This window comes from Pararhodospirillum oryzae, from assembly GCF_007992075.1.
Taxonomy (GTDB): domain Bacteria; phylum Pseudomonadota; class Alphaproteobacteria; order Rhodospirillales; family Rhodospirillaceae; genus Pararhodospirillum; species Pararhodospirillum oryzae.
In genome coordinates, this window is record NZ_BJZO01000006.1 from 23995 (window position 1) to 45791 (window position 21797).

Annotated in this window: 13 protein-coding genes and 1 tRNA gene; 4 read left to right on the top strand and 10 right to left on the bottom strand. The window is 66.6% G+C overall.

What is annotated here, in order from left to right:
• Positions 1 to 21: 21 nt before the first annotated feature.
• From ROR02_RS01865 to secA, 4 genes are all read right to left on the bottom strand, one after another.
• Positions 22 to 1404: a phenylacetate--CoA ligase family protein gene (locus ROR02_RS01865; protein ID WP_147162310.1), complete on the bottom strand. Its 1383-nt coding sequence runs from the start codon at positions 1402 to 1404 to the stop codon at positions 22 to 24.
• A gap of 105 nt (positions 1405 to 1509) precedes the next feature.
• Positions 1510 to 2178 carry a methionine ABC transporter permease gene (locus ROR02_RS01870; protein WP_147162311.1) on the bottom strand — a complete coding sequence of 223 codons (669 nt, stop codon included), beginning with the start codon at positions 2176 to 2178 and terminating at the stop codon, positions 1510 to 1512.
• A complete protein-coding gene (locus ROR02_RS01875) occupies positions 2147 to 3208 on the bottom strand; it encodes a methionine ABC transporter ATP-binding protein (protein WP_147162312.1) in 1062 nt (353 codons plus the stop codon). The genes ROR02_RS01870 and ROR02_RS01875 overlap by 32 nt, the downstream gene beginning before the upstream one ends.
• 498 nt (positions 3209 to 3706) lie before the next feature.
• Complete coding sequence (gene secA, locus ROR02_RS01880; protein WP_147162313.1) at positions 3707 to 6355, bottom strand: preprotein translocase subunit SecA; 2649 nt, start codon at positions 6353 to 6355, stop codon at positions 3707 to 3709.
• A gap of 274 nt (positions 6356 to 6629) precedes the next feature.
• Between secA and ROR02_RS01885 the strand changes: the two genes are divergently transcribed.
• Positions 6630 to 9290: a DUF4175 domain-containing protein gene (locus tag ROR02_RS01885; protein ID WP_147162314.1), complete on the top strand. Its 2661-nt coding sequence runs from the start codon at positions 6630 to 6632 to the stop codon at positions 9288 to 9290.
• Between the two features lie 224 nt (positions 9291 to 9514).
• Here the strand turns inward: ROR02_RS01885 and ROR02_RS01890 are convergent, their stop codons facing one another.
• The 6 genes from ROR02_RS01890 to carA form a co-directional block, all read right to left on the bottom strand.
• Complete coding sequence (locus ROR02_RS01890; RefSeq protein WP_147162315.1) at positions 9515 to 10000, bottom strand: hypothetical protein; 486 nt, start codon at positions 9998 to 10000, stop codon at positions 9515 to 9517.
• A complete protein-coding gene (locus ROR02_RS01895) occupies positions 10000 to 11118 on the bottom strand; it encodes an AAA family ATPase (protein WP_147162316.1) in 1119 nt (372 codons plus the stop codon). The genes ROR02_RS01890 and ROR02_RS01895 overlap by 1 nt, the downstream gene beginning before the upstream one ends.
• Before the next feature lie 253 nt (positions 11119 to 11371).
• Positions 11372 to 11447: transfer RNA gene (locus ROR02_RS01900), tRNA-Glu, on the bottom strand.
• 82 nt (positions 11448 to 11529) lie between these two features.
• On the bottom strand, positions 11530 to 12003 hold the full coding sequence (greA, locus tag ROR02_RS01905) for a transcription elongation factor GreA (protein ID WP_147162317.1): 474 nt from the start codon (positions 12001 to 12003) through the stop codon (positions 11530 to 11532).
• Between the two features lie 170 nt (positions 12004 to 12173).
• Positions 12174 to 15422, bottom strand: a complete 3249-nt coding sequence (carB, locus tag ROR02_RS01910) for a carbamoyl-phosphate synthase large subunit (RefSeq protein ID WP_147162318.1) — start codon at positions 15420 to 15422, stop codon at positions 12174 to 12176.
• A 139-nt stretch (positions 15423 to 15561) separates the two neighbouring features.
• On the bottom strand, positions 15562 to 16731 hold the full coding sequence (gene carA, locus ROR02_RS01915; protein ID WP_147162344.1) for a glutamine-hydrolyzing carbamoyl-phosphate synthase small subunit: 1170 nt from the start codon (positions 16729 to 16731) through the stop codon (positions 15562 to 15564).
• Between the two features lie 315 nt (positions 16732 to 17046).
• Between carA and ROR02_RS01920 the strand changes: the two genes are divergently transcribed.
• The 3 genes from ROR02_RS01920 to rpoD all read left to right on the top strand — a co-directional run bounded on the left by ROR02_RS01920 (position 17047) and on the right by rpoD (position 21766).
• Entirely contained in the window at positions 17047 to 17502 is a 456-nt protein-coding gene (locus ROR02_RS01920; protein ID WP_147162319.1) for a GatB/YqeY domain-containing protein, read from the top strand.
• A 159-nt stretch (positions 17503 to 17661) separates the two neighbouring features.
• Positions 17662 to 19602: a DNA primase gene (dnaG, locus tag ROR02_RS01925; protein ID WP_147162320.1), complete on the top strand. Its 1941-nt coding sequence runs from the start codon at positions 17662 to 17664 to the stop codon at positions 19600 to 19602.
• Between the two features lie 55 nt (positions 19603 to 19657).
• Positions 19658 to 21766: an RNA polymerase sigma factor RpoD gene (rpoD, locus tag ROR02_RS01930; RefSeq protein WP_147162321.1), complete on the top strand. Its 2109-nt coding sequence runs from the start codon at positions 19658 to 19660 to the stop codon at positions 21764 to 21766.
• The last annotated feature ends 31 nt before the right edge of the window (positions 21767 to 21797 follow it).

Below are 21797 nucleotides of genomic sequence, written 5' to 3' on the forward strand. Positions count from 1 at the left end.
GGGAGCGGGGAAGGGTGGGGCTCAGGCGGTCCACACGGCGCCCCGGCGGTCGTCGATGCGCTTGGCCTTGTGGGTGGCGCGCGGCAAGGTGTCGGGCGGCAGCACCACGACCCGGGCACCGACCCCGGTGGTGGCCTTGAGCGTGCCCTTCAGGCGTCCGGCCAGGGTGTCGATCGATTCGCGGGCGTCCGGGCGGTGCTCGACCTCGATGGTCAGGGCATCCAGGTGGTTCTCGCGCTCGATCACCAGGCGGTATTCGCCGGTCAGGCCGGGGTCCTTGCGCACCAGGGCCTCGACATCGCTGGGGAACAGGTTAACGCCCCGGATGATGATCATGTCGTCGACCCGGCCGTGAACGCCCAAAAGCCGCTTCGAGGTCCGGCCGCACGCGCAGCGCTCTGTGGTGAACGACACGATGTCGCCGGTGCGAAAGCGGATCAGCGGGCGGGCCTGCTTGCGCAGCGTGGTCAGCACCATTTCGCCGCGCTCGCCCTCGGCCACCGGCTGGCCGGTGTGGGGATCGAGCACCTCGACATGGATATGGTCCTCGGCCCAGTGCAGGCCGTGGCGCTCCTCGCACATCCCGGCGCAGGCCCCGAAGATGTCCGACAGGCCGTAGTAGTCGTAGACCTTTGCTCCCCACAGGTCCTCGATCCGCTGGCGGGTTTCGGGGATCGACCCGCCCGGCTCCCCGGCCACGAACAGGCGCTTCACGGCAAGGTCGCGGCGCGGATCGATCCCGGCCTTCTCGGCGGTTTCGCCCAGGTACCAGGCATACGACGGCGTGGTCCACAAGGCGGTGGCCTGGAACTGGCGCAAGATCGCCAACAACCGCTCGGAAGGCACGGTGCCGGCGTGGATCGACAAGGCGCCGAGCTTCTGGGCCCCCAGCACGCACGGCCCCCCCACGAACAACGAGAAGTTCAGGGAGTGGGCATAGCGGTCGCTGGGACGCAGCCCCGAGGACCAGAACAGCCGCGCCTCGAAGTCAATCCATTCGTCGAAATCGCGGGCGGTGAACGGCGAGAGGGTAGGCACCCCTGTCGATCCCGACGAGGCCGACACATACACCACGTCGTCCTCGGGCACGGCGGCAAGATCGCCCAGCAAGGGCACCGCCAGCTGGCGCTCGCGCAGGATGCTCTTGTTCACGGTGGGAAAGGCGCGCAGGTCCTCAAGGGTGCGCAGGTCCTCGGGCCGCACCCCGGCGGCGTCGAAGGTCCGCCGGTAATAGGGGGCGTTGTCGTAGGCGTGGCGCAGGTGGGCCTGCAACAGGGCCAGGGTGTGGGCGTCCCACTGCTCGCGAGGGCGGGTTTCCAGCGCCTCGTCCCAGTAGGGCGAGCTTGCATCGGGACGCTTGGGGGCGGTCGTGGCGGACCGCGAGAGGGGGCTCAGGGCGTTCATGGCGGGCGGACTCCAGGCAAGGGGAGGGCGTCGGCTCACCAGCACGGGAGCCGGGACGCGCGAACAGGGAAGGGAAAGGGGGAGAAGGGAGAGGCCGGGGCGCGCTCAAGCCGGGGGGCGGGCCCGGTGGTCGAGGCGGCGCACCAGGCGGTCGCCGGCGGCCTGAACCAGGGAGACCAGGGCGATCAGGACCACCACGACGCCGCCCATGACCTCGGCCTGGAAGCGCTGGTAGCCGTAGCGGATGCCCAGGTCGCCCAGGCCGCCGCCGCCGACCGCGCCCGCCATCGCCGAGTAGCCGATCAGGCTGACCACGGTCAGGGTCAGGCCGGCGGCGATGCCGGGCAGGGCTTCGGGCAGCAGGCCCTTGACCACGATCTGGAACGGGGTCGCGCCCATGGCCTGGGCCGCCTCGACAATGCCGGGATCAACCTCGCGCAGCGCCGCTTCCACCAGACGGGCCACGAACGGGATGGAGACGACGATCAGCGGCACGGTGGCGGCGGCCGTGCCGATCGAGGTTCCCACCACCAGGCGGGTGAAGGGGATCAGGGCGACCATCAGAATGATGAACGGCGTCGAGCGGGTGGCGTTGACCAGGGCGCCCAGAACCCGGTTGAGCAGCGGGCGGGCCAGGATCTGGTGGCGGTCGGTGAGGCGCAGCACGATGCCAAGCGGAATGCCGAGGAGCGCCGAGGCCCCGGCCGACACGCCAACCATGACCAGGGTTTCGCCAAGGGCCTCAGGCAGCAGCGTGAGCAGGGGCGATGACATGGCCCAGAACCTCCGTGGACAGATTTTTGTGCGACAAGGCCGCGAGGGCGGCGGCGCGGGCGGCGGGCGGACCGTCGGCCTCGACCACCAGCTGGCCGAACGGCTTGTCCTGAATGGTTTCGATGCGCCCGTGCAAGATGTTGAGCGAAAGGCCGAACCGCTGGACCAGCTCGCTCATCACGGGCGTGTTGGCGGCCGGGCCGGTGAAGGTGATGTGCCAGACCTCGGGGCCGGTGTTGCCCTCGGATCCCGCCGGGCGCAGGCGCGCGCGCAGGTCGGGGGGCAGATCGTGTTCCAGCCCTTCGTTCACGAACGAGCGGGTGAGCGCGGTCCGGGGGCGGGTGAACACCTCGAACGTCCGCCCCTCCTCGATCACCGATCCCTGATCAAGCACCGACACCCGGTCGGCCAGGGTCCGCACCACCGCCATTTCGTGGGTGATGAGGACCATGGTCAGCTTGAAGGTCCGGTTGATGGTGCGCAGCAGTTCCAAGATGGCCTGGGTGGTTTCGGGATCCAGGGCCGAGGTCGCCTCGTCGCACAGCAACACCGAGGGGCGGGTGGCCAGGGCCCGGGCAATGCCCACGCGCTGCTTTTGTCCCCCCGACAGCGCCGAGGGATAGGCGTTGGCCTTGTCGGCCAGCCCGACCAGATCCAGCAGTTCGGCCACCCGACGGCGCCGTTCGGGGCGCGCCCAGCCGGAGAGCTCCAGCGGCAGGGCGATGTTGTCGGCCACGGTGCGCGAGGACCACAGATTGAAGTGCTGGAAAATCATTCCGATCCGATGACGGGCCGCGCGCAAGCCGGCCGGATCAAGGGCGGTCAGCTCCTCGTCGCCGACCCACACCTGCCCGCTGGTCGGGCGCTCCAGAAGATTGAGGCAGCGCACCAGGGTGCTTTTGCCCGCCCCCGACCGGCCAATGATTCCGTGAATCGCGCCGGCGTCGATCGACAGCGAAACCCCCTTGAGCACCTCAAGCGGCCTGGAAGCGACGGTGAAGGTTTTGGTCAGGGCCTGGGTTCTGATCACGGCGGGCACTCCTGTCGGCAACCCGGCTCGGGGGCCGGACAAGAGGGAGCCTAGGAGCAGGTCGGAGAGGCGGTCAAGAACGAAAAATTATCAACCTATCGAATAACTAGAGTGATAGGGGCCGGGCGTCGGCTATGAGGCTGAAATCCCTTGCATTGCAAAAATCCCCCATCTTTTTCCATGAGAATTATTCATGCGCAAAAACGGCAAGAGCGCTCTGCGGGGCCGTGGTTATCCAAGATGGCCAGGGCCCGCCGCACGCCGTCGGGACGAGGATCACCGGCCACGGGCGCATCGAGCCGTCCCAGGTCGGGGAGCCTGTCCGAAGGACGGCAAAGGCCTTGAAGGGAGGCCTGTCAGGGAGAACCGGACCCGCTGGTCGGGCGAATCACGCATAAAAAAAGAGCGCATTCGCTGATCCAGTGGATCGGAATGCGCTCCGGAAGGTGATCCGTGAAGAGAGGGCGTTTTCCGGCCCTCTCCCGTCACGGGGTTTGCTCAGCGCAAGGCGCCGTGGCAGTGCTTGTATTTCTTGCCCGAACCGCACGGGCACGGATCGTTGCGCGAAACCTTGCCCCAGGCTTCCGGTCCCCCCGCCGGGGACGGCGCGGGCGGCGGCGGAGCGGGCTCGGAGGCAATCGGGGCTTCCTCGCCTTCCATGGGGGGCTCGACGCGCAGCTGAATGTGCGACATGACCGCCGTCACCCGCTCGCGCAGGTCGGAAAGCATGGTCTGGAAGAGGGTGAACGCTTCGGACTTGTATTCATTGAGCGGGTCGCGCTGACCGTAGGCACGCAGCGAAATGCCCTGGCGCAGGTGCTCCAGGTGAAGCAGATGCTCCTTCCAAAGGGCATCGAGGATTTGCAAGAGCAGGCTCTTTTCGATCGAGCGCATGACCTCGGGGCCATAGTCGGCCGCGCGTTCCGCGAGGTGAATGGAGGACGCGCGCACCAGGCGATCGAGCACCTCTTCGTTGGCGATGCCTTCCTCGGCCGCCCATTCGGCGAGCGGCAGGTCCAGGCCCAGAACGGCCTTGACCTGCTCGGTCAGGCCCTCGGTATCCCAGGCCTCGGGCATCGCCTTGGGCGGCATGTGCGCATGCACCATGTCCTCGATCACTTCGTGGCGCATGGCGGCCAGGGTCTCGGACACGTCCGTGGCCATCATCAGTTCGCGGCGCTGCTCGTACACGACCTTGCGCTGGTCGTTCATCACGTCGTCGAACTTCAGCAGGTTCTTGCGGATCTCGAAGTTGCGGGCCTCGACCTTCTGCTGGGCTTTTTCCAGGGCCTTGTTGACCCACGGATGGACGATGGCCTCGCCATCCTTCAAACCCAACTTGCGCAGCATGCCTTCCATGCGGTCGGTGCCGAAAATGCGCATCAGGTCGTCGTCCAGGGACAGGAAGAACAGCGACGCCCCCGGGTCGCCCTGGCGCCCCGAGCGGCCGCGCAGCTGGTTGTCGATGCGCCGGCTTTCGTGGCGTTCGGTGCCGATCACGTACAGGCCGCCGGCCTTCAGGGCCTCTTCCTTGCGGGCCTCGATATCCAGGCGAATCGCCTCGATGCGCGAGGCGCGCTCGGCCTCGGGGAGATCCTCGGGCACCTCGGCGGCCACGCGCATGTCGAGATTGCCGCCCAACTGGATATCGGTGCCGCGCCCGGCCATGTTGGTGGCAATGGTCACCGCGCCCGGCACGCCGGCCTGGGCCACGATGTAGGCTTCCTGCTCGTGATAGCGCGCGTTCAGGACCTGGGGCTTGATCTTGGTCTTCTTGCGCAGCAGGTCGGCCAGGTATTCCGACTTTTCGATCGAGGTCGTGCCCACCAGAACCGGCTGGCCGCGCCCGTGGCATTCCCCGATCAAGGTCACGATGGCGTCGAATTTCTCGGTCGCGGTGCGGTAGACCTCGTCGTCGTGGTCCTGGCGCTGCATCGGGCGGTTGGTCGGGATATCGACCACCTGAAGCCCGTAGATTTCCTGGAACTCGCCGGCCTCGGTCAAGGCCGTGCCGGTCATGCCGGCCAGGCGCGGATACATGCGGAAATAGTTCTGGAAGGTGATCGAGGCCAGGGTCTGGTTCTCGGGGCGGATTTCCACCCCTTCCTTGGCTTCCAGGGCCTGGTGCAGGCCATCCGAGAAGCGGCGGCCTTCCATGGCACGGCCGGTGAACTCGTCGATGATCACCACCTTGCCGGCGCGCACCATGTAATGCACGTCGCGATCAAACAAGGTGTGGGCGCGCAGGGCCTGGGTGGCGTGGTGCAAGGCGGTGACGTTGCGCGCCTCGTACAAGCTGCCCTCGGCCAGCAGGCCCGACTGGCGCAACAGCTCCTCGATATGCTCCGAGCCCTCGTCGGTGAAGGTCACCGAGCGGGCCTTTTCGTCGCGCTCGTAATCCTCGGGCACCAGGTGGGGGATCAGTTCGTTGACCGCCCGGTACAGCGCCGAGCTGTCCTCGGCCAGCCCCGAGATGATCAGGGGCGTGCGCGCCTCGTCGATCAGGATCGAGTCGACTTCGTCGACGATGGCATAATGGAACGGCCGCTGGACCATGTCCTCCAGCCGGTGCTTCATGTTGTCGCGCAGGTAGTCGAAGCCCAGTTCGTTGTTGGTGCCGTAGGTCACGTCGCAGGCATAGGCGGCCTGGCGCTCGGCGTCGGTCAGTTCGTTGACGATCACGCCCACGCTCAGGCCCAGGAAGCGGTAGACCTGCCCCATCCAGGTGGCATCACGCTTGGCCAGGTAGTCGTTGACCGTGACCACGTGCACGCCCTTGCCGGTGAGCGCGTTCAGGTACACGGGCAAGGTCGCGACCAGGGTCTTGCCTTCGCCGGTGCGCATCTCGGCGATGCGGCCCTGGTGCAAGACGATGCCGCCCATCAGCTGGACATCGAACGGGCGTTGCCCCAGCGCGCGCCGGGCGCCCTCGCGCACGGTGGCGAAGGCCTCGACCAGCAGGTCGTCGAGGGTTTCGCCGTCGGCCAGGCGCTGCTTGAACCAGTCGGTGCGCGCGCGCAAGGCCTCGTCGGTCAGGGCCTCCAGCTCGGGCTCCAGGGCGTTGATGGCGGCAACGGACTTGTGAAGACCCTTGAGGATCCGGTCGTTCGCGGTTCCGAAAAGCCGCCGGGCGATGGCGCCGAACATGAAATGCCTCGGGAAATGGTCAGAAGGGATCGGGGCGGACAGCAACGCGGCCGACCGGCAGGCCGGCACCGTGGAGCGAAGAGATAAGACGGGGCGCTTGTCGTGTCAACGCGCGCCCCAAGGGCCAGTGGGCCAATCGTCCCCCCGGTTACCCCAAAAGGGACGGGGCCGCGCCGACAAGCCCGTTCCGCAAACGGCCCGGAAACGGCTATAGTGGCGGGCGGCCCTGGGCCCCTTGCGCCAGTTTCCGCCCCTTCGGCGAAAAGGAATCCCGATGGTGCCTCGTTTGCCGCCCTTTCGGGCCCCCCTTCCGGTCGCGCGCCGCTGGCTGATCCTCAGCTGGCTGGCCCTGGCGTGGGAACGGCTGGTGCTGGCGTTCTGGCCCGCCGCCAGCCTGGTCCTGGGCGGCCTCGCGCTCGGGCTTTCGGGGCTTACCCTGGCGCTCCCCGCCTGGATCCAGGTGGGGGTGCTGGTCTTGCTGGGGCTCGCCCTGGGGCTCGCCCTGCGCCTGGGCCTGCGCCGCTTCAGCGTGCCGCGGGCCGCCGACGCCGGCCGCCGTCTGGAGCAAGGCGGCGCGCTGGGCCGCCACCGGGTGCTCACGGCCGCCGCCGACCGCCTGGCCCTGGGGCGCGACGATCCCCTGAGCCGCGCGTTGTGGCGCCAGCACCGCCTGCAGGCCCGCGCCGCCGCGCGCACCTTGCGGCCCCGTCCCCCCGACCCGCTGCTGGCCGAGCGCGATCCCCGGGCCGTGCGCGCGGTGCCGGTGCTGGCGCTGGTGGTGGCGATCGCCGCCAGCGGCGGGGAAGGGCCCGCGCGCCTGCTGGCCTTCCTCACGCCCCGGCTGGGTGCCCCCGGGGATGCCCTGGTCGCGCGGGTGTGGCTGACGCCCCCCGAGTACACCGGCCTGCCGCCGCTTTCGCTCGACAGCGCCCGTCCGGCCCCGACCGATGATCCGTCGGCCCCCGTGCGCGTGCCCCAGGGGACCACGGTCCTGGCCTTGCTGCATGGCGCGGCCGACACCGCCCGCCTGGAAGCCGGTGGCCAGGAAACCGCCCTTTCTCCCCTTGATCCGCGCACCTTGCGCGGCACCCTCGTGATCGGGGAAGGCGGCCAGCTGAGCGTGAAAGCCAACGGCCACCGAATCCTGGACCGGGTGCTGGTGGTCGATCCCGATCACCCGCCGGGGGTGGTGTTCACCCGTCCCCCCGCGCCGGAAGGACGCGGGCGTCTCGCGTTCAGCGTGTCGGTGAGCGACGACCACGGCGTGGTCGCGGCCGGTGTTTCCCTTCAGCCGGTGGTGCCGCGCCACAGCGATCCCCGCGCGCCGTTCACGGTCGACCTGCCCCTTCCCGGCCCGGCGCCCCGCGCCGCGACGGTGCGTGCCCAGCCCGACCTGACCGCCCACCGGTGGGCCGGACGCGAGGTCCAGGCCACGCCCTGGGCCGAGGATGCCCTGGGCCAGCGCACCACCGGCCCGGCCGAGACCGTGACCTTGCCCCGGCGCGCCTTCTCCCATCCCGTGGCCCGCGCCCTGATCGCCGAGCGCGACCGCCTGACCGAGGATCCCGGCACCTTGCCCCGGGTGGTGGCAAGCCTGGATGCCCTGAGCACCCGCCCCGAAGCCTTCGATAACCTTACCGTGATCTTCCTGGCCGTGCGCGCGGCCCGGGCTCACCTCGCCAACTGGGGCCGGGACGCCGACATCGAACGGGTGCGCGCCTTGCTATGGGAAGCCGCCGTGCGCCTGGAAGACGGCGACAGTGCCCGCCTCAACGCCGATCTCGACAGCGTGCGCGACCGCCTGCGCGAGGCCCAGGGCGAATCCCTGTCGCAAGAGGACGTGGACCAGCTGGTGCGCGACATGCAAGCGGTGCTGGCCCGGACCTTGGATACCCTGGCCCGGACCCTGGCCGAAATCGACCCCGATGGCAGCCTGCGCCGCGCGCTGGGCGCCAGCCAGGACGCTACCGACCTGGGGCGGATGCTGGAGGAACTGCGGACCTTGAACCGCCTGGGGGCCCGCGAGGCGGTGCGCGATCTGCTGGCCCGCCTGGACCGGATGATGGAAGGCCTGTCGGGCACCCCTCCCTCGGCCGAGGCGCTCCAGGCCCTGCGCGACAAGGCCGCCGAGGCCCGCGCCCTGGAAGCCCTGCGCCGCGATCAGGAAGCGGTGCTGGACGATACCTTCCGCCATGCCCAGGCCAGCGGCGGCCCGGTGCCGCCGCCGGGGACCCAAACCCTGGACACGCTGCCCGGCCTGGGCCTGCCCGACTCCTTTGGTGGCTGGCCGCCCGAGACCCTGACCGTGCCGCCCTGGCGTCCCTCGGATCCCGAGCCGAACGAGGAGCCCCGGGCCGAGCGTCCTTCTTCCCCTCCGGCGCCCTCTTCGGAGCACGGGAGCCGTGGCGGACAACACCGGGGCAACGCGCCTCAATCCGCGCAGGAGCCCCCCAAGGCGCCTCAGGCCACCCGGGCGACCCTGACCGGACGCCAGGAAGAGCTGGCGCGCCGGGCCGAAGGGCTTCTGGGAACGCTCGCGGAACAATCGGGGGTCCTGCCCCGTTCCCTGGGCGAGGCGGCGCTGGCCATGGACGATGCCGCCGGAGCGCTGAAGGCGGACGCCCTGGACGAAGCGATGCACGCTCAGCGCAAGGCCCTGGACCGTCTGACCCAGGACCACGCCGCCGCCCTGGCGGCGCTGTCGCGCATGCTGGGCCCGGCCCTGCCGACGGGCATGGGGGCCGGTCTGCCCGGCCCGATTCCTCGGGGTGGCCAAGGCAGCGGCCTGGGCCCGGGCCAGGATGTGAACGTGCCCGACGCTTCCGCCACCCAGCGCGCGCGCGAAATCCTCGACGAACTGCACCGCCGCGCCAACGATCCCGCCCGTCCGGCTCCCGACAAGGCCTACATCGAACGCCTGATTCCCCGGTTCTGAGCGAAAGGCTGGAGGCGACAACGATCTGTGGCGCCGTTCTCATCAGGGATGAGCGCGTTGCAGCGCCTTACCTTGCCCTCTCAATGCATTAAAAATTTTAGAGCGCATTCTGATCAGGCTGGATCAATGAATGCGCTTTAACTTATTGAACTATCGCATTTTCGAACCGCCGAAACGGTACCCATTTCGGCTGAAAATGCTTTGGAAAACAAAAAATACTACGACTATCCAAATAAAATTCTTCTTGCGGCGGGGCAAAATCTATCCAGCTCTTTTGCGTTGTGAGCGATTTCTGGATGATTCCACACGCTCCTGGTTCCATCTCGACAGTCGCGAGCCAGTTTCCGTCCAATATTTTCCAGGGATTCAGAGCTCAAGGCCCTTTTTAATTGTTGAGGGTCCTTGCGAGGCCCGATAATAAAAGTTCGATCCCTGACCTCTTCCGAAACCTCGTCCCAAACAGCATTGTAGCGATCGTCACCCTGTTCATCAAAATCGATGAGAATAACCACATGCCTCCCTTGGTATTTTTTCATCTTTTCTTCTTCCTTACCCTTGAAATCCTCTCGGGCACGGGACCATCCCTCAGAAATAGGTAAAATCATAATTTGCCGACTGTCTATTTCAAGTGCGAAGCCGTTGGCGAGTTGACGATCCGCATCGTCTTCCGGAAGAACAACCAGATGAGGTTTTTCCTTGTTGACGGCCATCAGAACACATCTCCTCGCACCAGGGCGTCAATGAAATTGCCCTGGATCTCCCCTGATTCCCTGTATTCCTCCAGCATGCGCACCCTGGTCGGATCGCGATGGCTGCGACGACTGAGGACCACGGTGTTGTCGTCGGAAAAATGCCTGATCACTTCGGGGTTATGGGAAGCGACGAGAAGTTGGCCTTTGTCACGAAAAGCCTGACGGAGCGCCATGATGGAGGGGCCGATTTCCCAAGACGCAAGATGCGTATCGGGTTCGTCCCAATAACAGAACAGAGGCCCATTGGCGCGATTGGACGCAATGACCATGGCAAAAAATAAAAAACACTTTTCTCCATCAGAGAGTTCTTCAAAAGAAAAATTTGCGTTACCCTCATAAGAGGAAAAATCCACCCTGATTTCTCGTCCCGTCCGATCAATTCCTTTGTTTCTTATCGCTTGGAAATCCAGCATGACTTCTTTGAGATAAGAATCCATATGTCCATAGCTCGAAGGCGCGGATAGCAAGAGTCCTGAGAACCATTCTCCGAAATTTTTCAATTCCGGGTCTGGGTGAAGTGTTTCGCTGTTGGAAATTCCTTTTGCAAGTTGGGGAATGGGACGAAGAATCAAGGCATTGGCAAGCCACTCCTTGAAAATTGAAATGTGATCCTTGCTTCCCCTGTATTGAATGATGGGGAGCGCCACCATATGCCAGTCAATACCAAAAGCTGATTCTTCGCTTGCCCCCCCCTTGGAAACCTTTACCTGCGCAAGGACCCGAGTAAAAAAATCTCGCCCGCCCACCGAAAGTTTTTCTTCGGCGATACGAAGTTCCCGAAACCCATTCGGGTATTCAAAGGCAACCGCGTAGAGGTAGGTCTCCGAATCAATTTCAGCTTCGATCTCAAGCCGAAGGAAATCTGATTCATGTCCACGAGGGAGATCGTCGGGCGAGAGGATATCCCCGACCCGATTGGTCCCCCGAGCGATTTTCTGGAAAATTTCCAGCGCCCTTCCAACGGTCGTTTTGCCCGCGCCGTTCGGCCCGATCAACAGCGCGGAAGATTTCCCTCCGAGATTGAGCTCGAAGTTTTGAAAACATTTGAAGTTATGAATATACAGCCGCTTTATCATGGATCAGGTATACCGTCCGGCTCGATGCCAACCAAGGTTGATTTTAGCCACGGTCCGAACCGATGGAAGCCCGGCCCCTCGGGCGGTCTTTTTCCGTCGTGATGCAAACGCGAAAAAACGACCCGAAGCCATGACAGCATCAGATCGGAACCGTATGGAATGAAGAGTGTCAGTCCGCCGCCATCAAGGCAACACCCAAGGCATGGGGTGTTTCTGGCGTGGTGTCTGCCCGACCTGAGCGGGCAGAAGGCACTGGCGTCCCCAAGGGGAATCGAACCCCTGTTTTCAGCGTGAGAGGCTGACGTCCTGGACCGCTAGACGATGGGGACAGCGGTGCGGCGGAGGACGGGTTTATACGCACTCCGCCGGGCCCGTGCAAGCCCTTTTTTTCAGAAAAAAGGGCGGGGGGGATCAGCCGAACTTGACCGCCACCACTTCATAGAACTTCGAGCCACCCGGCGCCTTCACCTCGATGGAATCGCCCAGGTTCTTGCCGATCAGGGCCTTGGCGATCGGCGAGTGCACGCTGATGCGGCCTTCCTTCAGGTTGGCCTCGTGGGCGCCCACGATCTGGTAGGTCATTTCCTCGTCGGTGTCGTCGTCGGCCACGGTCACGGTCGCGCCAAAGCGCACCGTCTTGCCGCTCATCTTGGTGATGTCGATCACCTCGGCCCGGCTGACGATATCTTCAAGTTCCTTGATGCGCCCCTCGATGAAACTCTGGCGCTCGCGCGCCGCGTGGTATTCCGCATTCTCGGACAGATCGCCATGCTCGCGAGCCTCGCTGATGGCCGCGATCACCGCCGGCCGCTCCACCAGCTTCAGGTTCCGCAATTCCTCTTCCAGGCGGGCCAGTCCGACCGGGGTCATGGGGATTTTTTCCATGGATGTGCAACCCTCGCCTTCACCAGAATGTCGCCAGACCGACCCCTCGGGGCCGCGCCGGTCGCCGGACAGCCCAACGCCGACGGTTCCGCCCCCAGCCGGGGGGCGGTGTCCGCCGACGTCTGCCCCACCGGGGGCGCTGCCAATTTTCCGTACCGGGTCGAAACCGGTTACGGGCTCCCAAAATATTCCTGCAACGGCGCCACTTCAAGGTGCCCCTGACGAATGGCGGTCATGGCCTTGACCGCCGCCTCGGCACCCGCCACCGTCGTGTAGTGGGGAATGTTGCGCATCAACGCGGTGCGGCGGATGTCGAAGCTGTCCTTTTGCGACTGGATCCCCTCGGTGGTGTTCACCACCAGGTGGATTTCGCCGCTCAGCATCACATCCACGCAGCTGGGGCGTCCTTCCAGCACCTTTTTCACGGTGCTGACCTCCATGCCCTGGCTTTCGAGGAACGCCGCCGTGCCCTTGGTCGCGACCAGGGCAAAGCCCAGGCCGGCCAGATCGCGGGCGATGGGCAAAATGGCCGCCTTGTCGGCATCGCGCACGCTGAGGAAGGCGGTCCCCTTCTGGGGCAGGGCGACGCCGGCGCCCAGCTGCGACTTGGCGTAGGCCCGGGCAAAGGTGGTGTCGATGCCCATGACCTCGCCCGTGGATTTCATCTCGGGGCCGAGCACGATGTCCACGTTGGGGAAGCGCGCGAACGGGAACACGGCTTCCTTCACCGCCACGTGGGCCAGCACCGGCGGCTTCAGGCCAAAGTCGGCCAGACGGGCCCCGGCCATGACCCGGGCCGCGATCTTGGCCACCGGCACCCCCGTGGCCTTGGCCACGAACGGCACGGTGCGCGAGGCCCGCGGGTTGACCTCCAGCAGGTAGATGGTCCGGCCCTGGATGGCGTACTGCACGTTCATCAGGCCGCGCACCGACAGCGCCCGGGCCAGCAGCTCGGTCTGGCGGGTCAGCTCGGCCACCATCTCCTCGTCCAGCGAATAGGGCGGCAGCGAGCACGCGGAATCACCCGAGTGGATGCCCGCTTCCTCGATGTGCTGCATGATGCCGGCGACATAGATGGTTTCGCCGTCGGCGATGGCATCCACGTCCACCTCGATCGCGCCGGCCAGGTAGCCGTCGATCAGCACCGGCTGGGTGCCCGACACCTTGACCGCGTCGACCATGAAGGTGTTGAGCTGCTCTTCGTCGTGGACGATCTGCATGGCGCGCCCGCCCAGCACGTTGGACGGGCGGATGACCACCGGATACCCGATGGTGGCCGCCACGGCGCGGGCCTGTTCCACCGAAAGGGCCACGCCGTTGCGCGGTTGCAGCAGGCCCAGCTGGACCAGCAGCTTCTGGAAGCGCTCGCGGTCCTCGGCCAGGTCGATGGCATCGGGCGAGGTGCCCAGCACCGGCAGGCCGGCGGCCTCCAGGTGGCGGGCCAGCTTCAGGGGGGTCTGGCCGCCGTACTGGACGATGCAGCCCAGCAGGCGGCCCTTTTCCTGCTCCTTGCGCGCCAGTTCAATGACGTCCTCGGGAGTCAGCGGCTCGAAGTACAGGCGATCCGAGGTGTCGTAGTCGGTCGAGACCGTTTCCGGGTTGCAGTTGACCATGATGGTCTCGAACCCGGCTTCCGACAGCGCGTAGGCGGCATGCACGCAACAATAATCGAACTCGATGCCCTGGCCGATGCGGTTGGGACCACCGCCCAGGATGATCACCTTGTCGCGGTCCGACACGTCGGCCTCGCACTCGGCCGGGCTCACGCCGTCGCCCTCGTAGCACGAGTACAGATAAGGCGTGTGCGAGGCGAACTCGGCCGCGCAGGTGTCGATGCGCTTGTACACCGGGCGCACGTTCAGCACCTGGCGGCGGAACGACACCTCGGTCAGGCTCTTGCCGGTCAGCGCCGACAGGCGGGCATCCGAGAAGCCCATCTTCTTGACCCGCAGCATGCCGACGGCGTCGGTGGGCAGGCCGTCCTTGCGCAGGCGCTCTTCCTCGTCGACGATTTCCTTGAGGCGGGCCAGGAACCACGGGTCATAGTGGCAAATGGCCTGCACTTCCTCGATGGTGAAGCCCTGGCGGAAGGCCTGGCCGATCAGCAGCAGGCGGTCGGGGCGGGCCTTGGACAGGGCGGCGCGGATCGCGTCCTTGCCATCGGTGCCGGCCGCGCCCGGAATCTCGACTTCGTCCAGGCCATTCAGCCCGATGTCAAGCGAGCGCAGGCCCTTTTGCAGGCTTTCGGCGAAGGTGCGGCCGATCGCCATCGCCTCGCCCACCGATTTCATCGACGAGCTGAGCAGCGGTTCGGTGTCGGGGAATTTCTCGAACGTGAAGCGCGGCAGCTTGGTGACCACGTAATCAATGGTCGGCTCGAAGCTGGCCGGGGTCACGCCGGTGATGTCGTTCGCCAGTTCATCAAGCGTGTAGCCGACGGCCAGCTTGGCCGCGACCTTGGCAATGGGGAAGCCGGTGGCCTTCGACGCCAGCGCCGACGAGCGCGACACCCGGGGGTTCATTTCAATGACCACCAGGCGCCCGTCTTCCGGGTTGACCGCGAACTGCACGTTCGAGCCGCCCGTCTCCACCCCGATCTCGCGCAGGCACGCGATCGAGGCATCGCGCATGATCTGGTATTCCTTGTCGGTCAGGGTCAGCGCCGGCGCCACGGTAATGGAGTCGCCGGTGTGCACGCCCATGGGATCGACGTTTTCAATGGAACACACGATGATGCAGTTGTCCGCGCGGTCGCGGACCACCTCCATCTCGTATTCCTTCCAGCCCAGCACGCTTTCCTCGACCAGCACCTGGCGGATGGGCGAGGCGGCCAGGCCGCTCGCGATGATGCGGTCGTACTCGGCGCGGTTGAAGGCGATGCCCCCCCCCTGGCCGCCCAGGGTGAAGCTGGGGCGGATGATCACCGGCAGGCCGATTTCCTCCAGCGCCGCCTGCGCCTCGTCCACCGAGTGGACCAGGGCACTGCGCGGGCTTTCCAGGCCAATGCGGGTCATCGCCTCGCGAAACAGCAAGCGGTCCTCGGCCTTGGCGATCACGTCCTGGCGGGCCGCGATCATCTCGACGCCGAAGCGTTCCAAAACGCCCCGGTCGGCCAGGGTCATGGCGGTGTTGAGCGCGGTCTGGCCGCCCATGGTCGGCAGCAGGGCATCGGGGCGTTCGCGTTCGATGATCGCCTCGACCATCTCCGGGGTAATCGGCTCGATGTAGGTGGCGTCGGCCGTGTCCGGATCGGTCATGATCGTGGCCGGATTGGAATTGACCAGGATCACCCGATATCCCTCGGCTCGCAGCGCCTTGCACGCCTGGGCCCCGGAATAGTCGAACTCGCACGCCTGCCCGATCACGATGGGGCCGGCGCCAATAATCAGGATGCTATGGATATCGGTGCGTCTGGGCATCACTATTTCCCTCGGGTCGCGCCCGCCGCCGGGGACGGACGGTGCCGTGGCGTGGAGCCGGCCCGAGGACCGGCTGGGGGAAGAACAAGACAGGACAAGGAACCGGGCCCGGCTGGCGCCACCCCCGGTTCTTCATCCGTCAGCCGCGTTGGGCGGCCATCAGGTCGACGAAGCGCTGGAACAGATAGTGGCTGTCCTGCGGGCCGGGCGAGGCCTCGGGATGGTACTGCACGGAGAACACCGGACGGCCCTCCACCGCCAGCCCTTCCAGCACGCCGTCGAACAGGCTGGTGTGGGTTTCGGTGACGCCGGCGGGCAAGGTGGCCCGGTCCACGGCGAAGCCATGGTTCATCGAGGTGATTTCCACCTTGCCGGTGGTGTGGTCCTTGACCGGGTGGTTGGCGCCCCGGTGGCCGGTGTCCATCTTGAAGGTGCGCGCGCCCAACGCCAGGGCCAGCATCTGGTGGCCCAGGCAGATCCCGAACAGGGGCTTGCCCGACTCGACCAGGGTCTTGATCACCGGCACCGCGTACTCCCCGGTCGCCGCCGGATCGCCGGGGCCGTTCGACAGGAAGATGCCATCGGGCTGGTGGCGCAGCACATCCTCGGCGCTGGTCGTGGCCGGCACCACCGTGACCTTGCAGCCGAGCGCGGCCAGATTGCGCAAGATGTTGCGCTTGGCCCCGAAGTCGAGCGCCACCACGTGATAGCGCGGCGCGTCGAGCTGCCCGTAGCCCCCTTTGAGCGCCCAGTTGGTTTCGCTCCAGGTGTAGGTCTGGGTGCACGAAACCTCGCGCGCCAGGTCCATGCCCTTGAGCCCGGGCCAAGCGGCCGCCTTGGCAACCAGGGCTTCAAGGTCGAACTGGCCGTCGGGCGCGTGCGCGAGCACGCCCGAGGGCGCGCCCAGCGAGCGGATGCGCCGGGTCAGCCGCCGGGTGTCGATCCCGGTCAGGGCCACGAGACCGCGTGCCTTCAGCCATTCGTCGAGAGACTGGCCGGAACGCCAGTTGGAAGGATCGGTGATCTCGGCGCGCAGGATGCAGCCGCGCGCCGCCGGCACCGTGCCCTCGATATCCTCGGTGTTGGTGCCGACGTTGCCAATGTGGGGAAAGCAGAACGTGATGATCTGGCCGGCGTAGGAAGGATCGGTCAACACTTCCTGGTAGCCGGTCATGGCGGTGTTGAAGCAGACTTCACCAACCACGTCGCCCACGGCGCCGGCGCCTTGTCCCCAGTATAGGGAGCCGTCGGCCAGGGCCAGAACGGCGGTCGCGCCATGGGGGCGGGGCGTGGGCAGGGTGGTGCTCATCATCTCTCTTCCCGGAACAGTATGGGCGCACCCCCACCCTTTTCGCGCGACGCCATGGCATCGCGCCGCCCGGGACTTTAAACCCCAGGAAGCGAGTGGGCTCCCGTGCTTCCGAAAGTCGGGCGCCATCGGGCCATCCACTGCGCCGAACGTGTGGACCGGGGCGGGTTCTACGCGAACAATATGGAGAAGTCAAGGCCGGCGTGAAATAGAAAAACGTTGTTTTTCAAAAGACTATAGGAAACCAGGGGGCTTTCCCTCGACAAGGCTTTTGGAGTAACGTGGCCGCTTCCCGTTACCTTGGAAGAGGACACCATGTTGCGAGCCACCCTCAACGAGGCCATGAAGGACGCCATGCGCCAGAAGGACCAGCGGGCCCTTTCGACGGTGCGTCTGATTCTGGCCGCCCTCAAGGACCGCGACATCAGCGCACGGGGCAACGGCAATCCGGCCGGGATCGGCGATGACGAGATTCTGGCCATGCTTCAGGCCATGGTCAAGCAGCGTCGTGAAAGCATTGCCTTGTACGAGCAAGGCGGCCGCCTGGAACTGGCCCAGCAGGAGCAAGAAGAGATCGAGGTGATCGAACGCTTCCTGCCCGCCCAGATGACCGAAGCCGAGATCGAACAGGCGGTTTCGGCGACCATGGCCGAGATCGGCGCCCAGAACCTCAAGGACATGGGCCGTTTGATGGCCGCCTTGAAGGAACGCTACGCCGGGCGCATGGATCTGGCGCGCGCCGGCGCCCTGGCCAAGAAGCACCTGGCCTAAGAGTCCGCCCGGGAAAAGGGAGCACCACTTTTCCCGAAAAGACAAACTCAGACAAAGGGATCCACGGTCTGTCCGCGTCAATCCGAAGCTGACGGACTCCAGGGCGGTTCGCGCCGCCCGTCCCCCCCCGCTGCTCCCCCGCGTGCCGAAGGCACCCCCATGGCCCTGCCGGAAAGCTTTCTCGATGAACTCCGCGCCCGCCTGACCTTGTCGTCGGTGATCGGCGCGCGGGTCAAGCTGACCCGCAAGGGGCGCGAGCACCATGGTCTATGTCCGTTCCACAACGAAAAGACTCCGTCGTTCACGGTCAACGACGACAAGGGGTTCTTTCATTGCTTCGGCTGCGGGGCCCATGGCGACGTCATCACCTTCGAGATGCGCGCGGCCAACCTGCCGTTTCGCGAGGCGGTCGATCGCCTGGCCAGCCTGGCCGGGCTGGAGATCCCCCGCGACTCGGGCCACGATGCCGACGACTCGCGCGACGCCGGCAGGCGCAAGGCGGCCCGGCGCGAGCTGATGGCCCGGGCCGCCTCGTTTTTCGAACAGGCCCTGCGTCGTCCCGAGGGGCAGCAGGCCGCCCGCTACCTGGAGCGGCGCGGCGTGTCCCCCGATCTTGCCGGGCTGTTTCGCCTGGGCTACGCGCCCGGAGGCAACGCCCTGCGCGCCGCCTTGCTGCGCGAGGACACCGACGAGGCCGCCCTGATCGACCTCGGCCTGCTCACCCGGCCCAGCGACGGCCGGGCCGCCTACGATACCTTTCGCGACCGCGTGATCTTCCCGATCACCGATGCCGGCGGGCGCATCGTGGCCTTTGGCGGGCGCCTGCTGGGCGACGGGCAGCCCAAGTACCTGAACTCGCCCGATACGGCTTTGTTCCACAAGGGAAAAACCCTCTACAACCTGCCCCGGGCCCGCGAGGCGGCGCGCACGGCGGGCACCCTTGTGGTCGCCGAGGGCTACATGGACGTGATCGCCCTGACCCGGGTCGGGCTGGGCCACGCGGTGGCCCCCCTGGGCACGGCACTGACGGAAGCGCAGATGGAACTGCTCTGGCAGACCACGCCCGAGCCCGTGCTGTGCTTCGATGGCGACGGGGCCGGTCAGCGCGCCGCCGCCCGCGCCCTGGAACGCGCCCTTCCGTTGCTCAAGCCCGGGCGGGGCCTGCGCTTCGCCCTGCTGCCCCCGGGCCGCGATCCCGACGACCTGGCGCGCGAGGGGGGGCAGGCCGCGCTGGCGCGGGTGCTGGACGCGGCCCAGCCGCTTTCGGAAATGGCGTGGTCGCTGCTGCACGCGGCCCATCCCCTGGACGGCACCCCCGAGCGCCGCGCCGCCCTCGACGGCGCCATCGATGCCTTTGTCGGGCGCCTGGCCGACCCCACCGTGCAAAACCATTTCAAGGGCGCGCTGCGCAATCGGTTCTGGTCCCTGGTGCGGGAAACGCCGCGCGCCTCCCCGTCGCGGGCCGCCGGCCCGGGGCGGTGGAACGAGCGCGAGGGATCGGGCGGCTTCCGGGGCCGCGCGCCGGCCGGACCGCGTTCCCTGCCGCCCGTCGCCACGCCCTTGCCCGCTCTGCCGCGCCCCGAGCGGGTACGCGAAATGGTTCTGCTGGGCGCCGTGCTGCAACACCCGTGGCTGTTCGACCACGTGGGCGAGCGCCTGGGCGCGATGGCATTCGCCGAGCCTGCTCTTGACAGGTTGCGCCAGGAAGTCGTAATGACGCTGGCATCGGAAAAAGCCCTTGACAGGCAGGGGTTGCAAGATCGCCTGACAGCCGGAGGCTTCGCCGCGGAACTCGCGACGGTGCTCCGGCCTGTGCTGTTCGTGCACGCCGGCTTTGCGCGGGAGACAACCGATCCGGCCTTGGTGCGGGCCGGTTGGGACCATACATATGGGATCCACCGCCGCGCCGACCTCCAAGAGGAGTCCCGCCGCGCCGGGGAACGGCTGAAGGATCAGACGACCCAGGATCGCCTGGATCTGTTCCTGGCCGTCAAGCAGCAGGATATCTGGACCGACGGGACATCGTCCACCGGCCTCGCGCCGGAGGAAGACCCGGTCAGGTCGGGAACGGCGTCTCTCCCGGGCGGCGAAACCGGGTAGGCGTTACAGGAGGCGGCCCAGGGCCGTCACACACGGGCGAAGGATGGATAACCGTATGGCGAGCAAGGCAGGCAGCACGGCGGAAGCGACCACTCCTCAGGACGAGGGAGGCGATGGTCCGCTGCTGGATTCCATGAATGCCGCGGTCAAGAAGCTGGTCTCCCGCGGCAAGGACCGCGGCTACATCACGTATGACGAGCTGAATGGCGCCTTGCCTCCGGACGATGTGTCCTCGGAACAGATCGAGGACACCATGGCCATGCTGTCGGACATGGGGATCAACCTGGTGGAGGACGACGAGGAAGGCGAGGCTTCGGCCGTTGCCACCACCGACGAGGACGAGGGCGGGCGCGACGTCGCCGCCTCGGGCAACATCAGCGAAGACGACATCGGCCGCACCGACGACCCGGTGCGCATGTACCTGCGCGAGATGGGCTCGGTGGAACTGCTGTCGCGCGAAGGCGAAATCGCCATCGCCAAGCGCATCGAGGCCGGCCGCGAGATGATGATCGGCGGCATCTGCGAAAGCCCGCTGACCATCCGCGCCGTGCTGCAATGGCACGACGCCCTGGTCGAAGGCCGGATGCTGCTGCGCGATATCATCGACCTGGACGCCACCTACGGCCACGGCGAGGCCGGCCAGCCCGACCTGGAAGAGGGCGAGGAGGAGGCCGACGGCGCCGGAGCCGATACCCCGGACGACACCGGGGAACTCCCGATGCCCCCCGGCCTCGCGCCACGACGCCCCGCGGCGCCCGGCGCCACGACCAGCCCCGCCACCACCGCCCCCGCCAAGCCGGCCACCCCCGGCGACGAGGACGAGGAAGCCACGGGCGAGGAAAACGGCGCCAACGGCGAGGGCGACCTGGAAGGGGGCGAGGAGGACGGCGAAACCAACGTTTCGCTGGCCGCCATGGAACAGGAGCTGATGCCCCGGGTCCTGGAAACCTTCGAGCGTCTGGCCGCCACCTACGCCAAGCTCAAGAAGGTGCAAGACCAGCGCCTGGCCGCGCTCCACAAGGGCGAGGAACCGCCCCTGGCCGTCGAGCGCCGCTACGAAAAGATGAAGGTCGAGCTGATCGCGCTGATGGAGGAAATCCACCTCAACAACGCGCGCATCGAACAGCTTGTTGAACAGCTCAACGCGCTCAACAAGCAGCTCATGGCCCAGGAAGGCCGGCTGTTGCGCCTGGCCGAGCGCGCGCGCATCAAGCGCCCCGAGTTCCTGGAACGCTACATGGGTCGGGAAATGGATCCCACCTGGCTCGACGACGTGGCCCGCCTGCCGGGCAAGGGGTGGAAGGAGTTCACCACCCGCTACGCCGCCGATGCCCTGGAAATCCGCGCCTCGATCGCCGAGGTTTCCGAGCACGCCTCGCTGCCCATCCCCGAATTCCGGCGCATCGTCTCCACCGTCCAGAAGGGCGAACGCGAGGCCAGCCGCGCCAAGAAGGAAATGATCGAGGCCAACTTGCGCCTGGTGATCTCGATCGCCAAGAAGTACACCAATCGCGGATTGCAGTTCCTGGACCTGATCCAGGAAGGCAACATCGGCCTGATGAAGGCGGTGGACAAGTTCGAATACCGGCGCGGCTACAAGTTCTCGACCTATGCCACGTGGTGGATCCGCCAGGCGATCACCCGCTCGATCGCCGACCAGGCCCGCACCATCCGCATTCCCGTGCACATGATCGAAACGATCAACAAGCTGGTGCGCACCTCGCGCCAGATGCTGCACGAAATCGGCCGCGAGCCGACGCCCGAGGAACTGGCGGAAAAGCTCCAGATGCCGCTGGAAAAGGTGCGCAAGGTCCTGAAGATCGCCAAGGAACCGATCAGCCTGGAAACCCCGATCGGCGACGAGGAAGACAGCCACCTGGGCGACTTCATCGAGGACAAGAACGCGATCCAGCCCCTCGACGCCGCCATCAACGCCAACCTGCGCGAAACCTGCACCCGCGTTCTGGCCAGCCTGACCCCGCGCGAGGAACGCGTCTTGCGCATGCGTTTTGGCATCGGCATGAACACCGACCACACCTTGGAAGAAGTCGGCCAGCAGTTCAGCGTGACCCGCGAACGTATCCGCCAGATCGAAGCCAAGGCGCTGCGCAAGCTCAAGCACCCGTCGCGCTCGCGCAAGCTCCGCAGCTTTTTGGATAACTGAGCGGGGCTCGGGCGGGGCCTTTTCCGGCCCC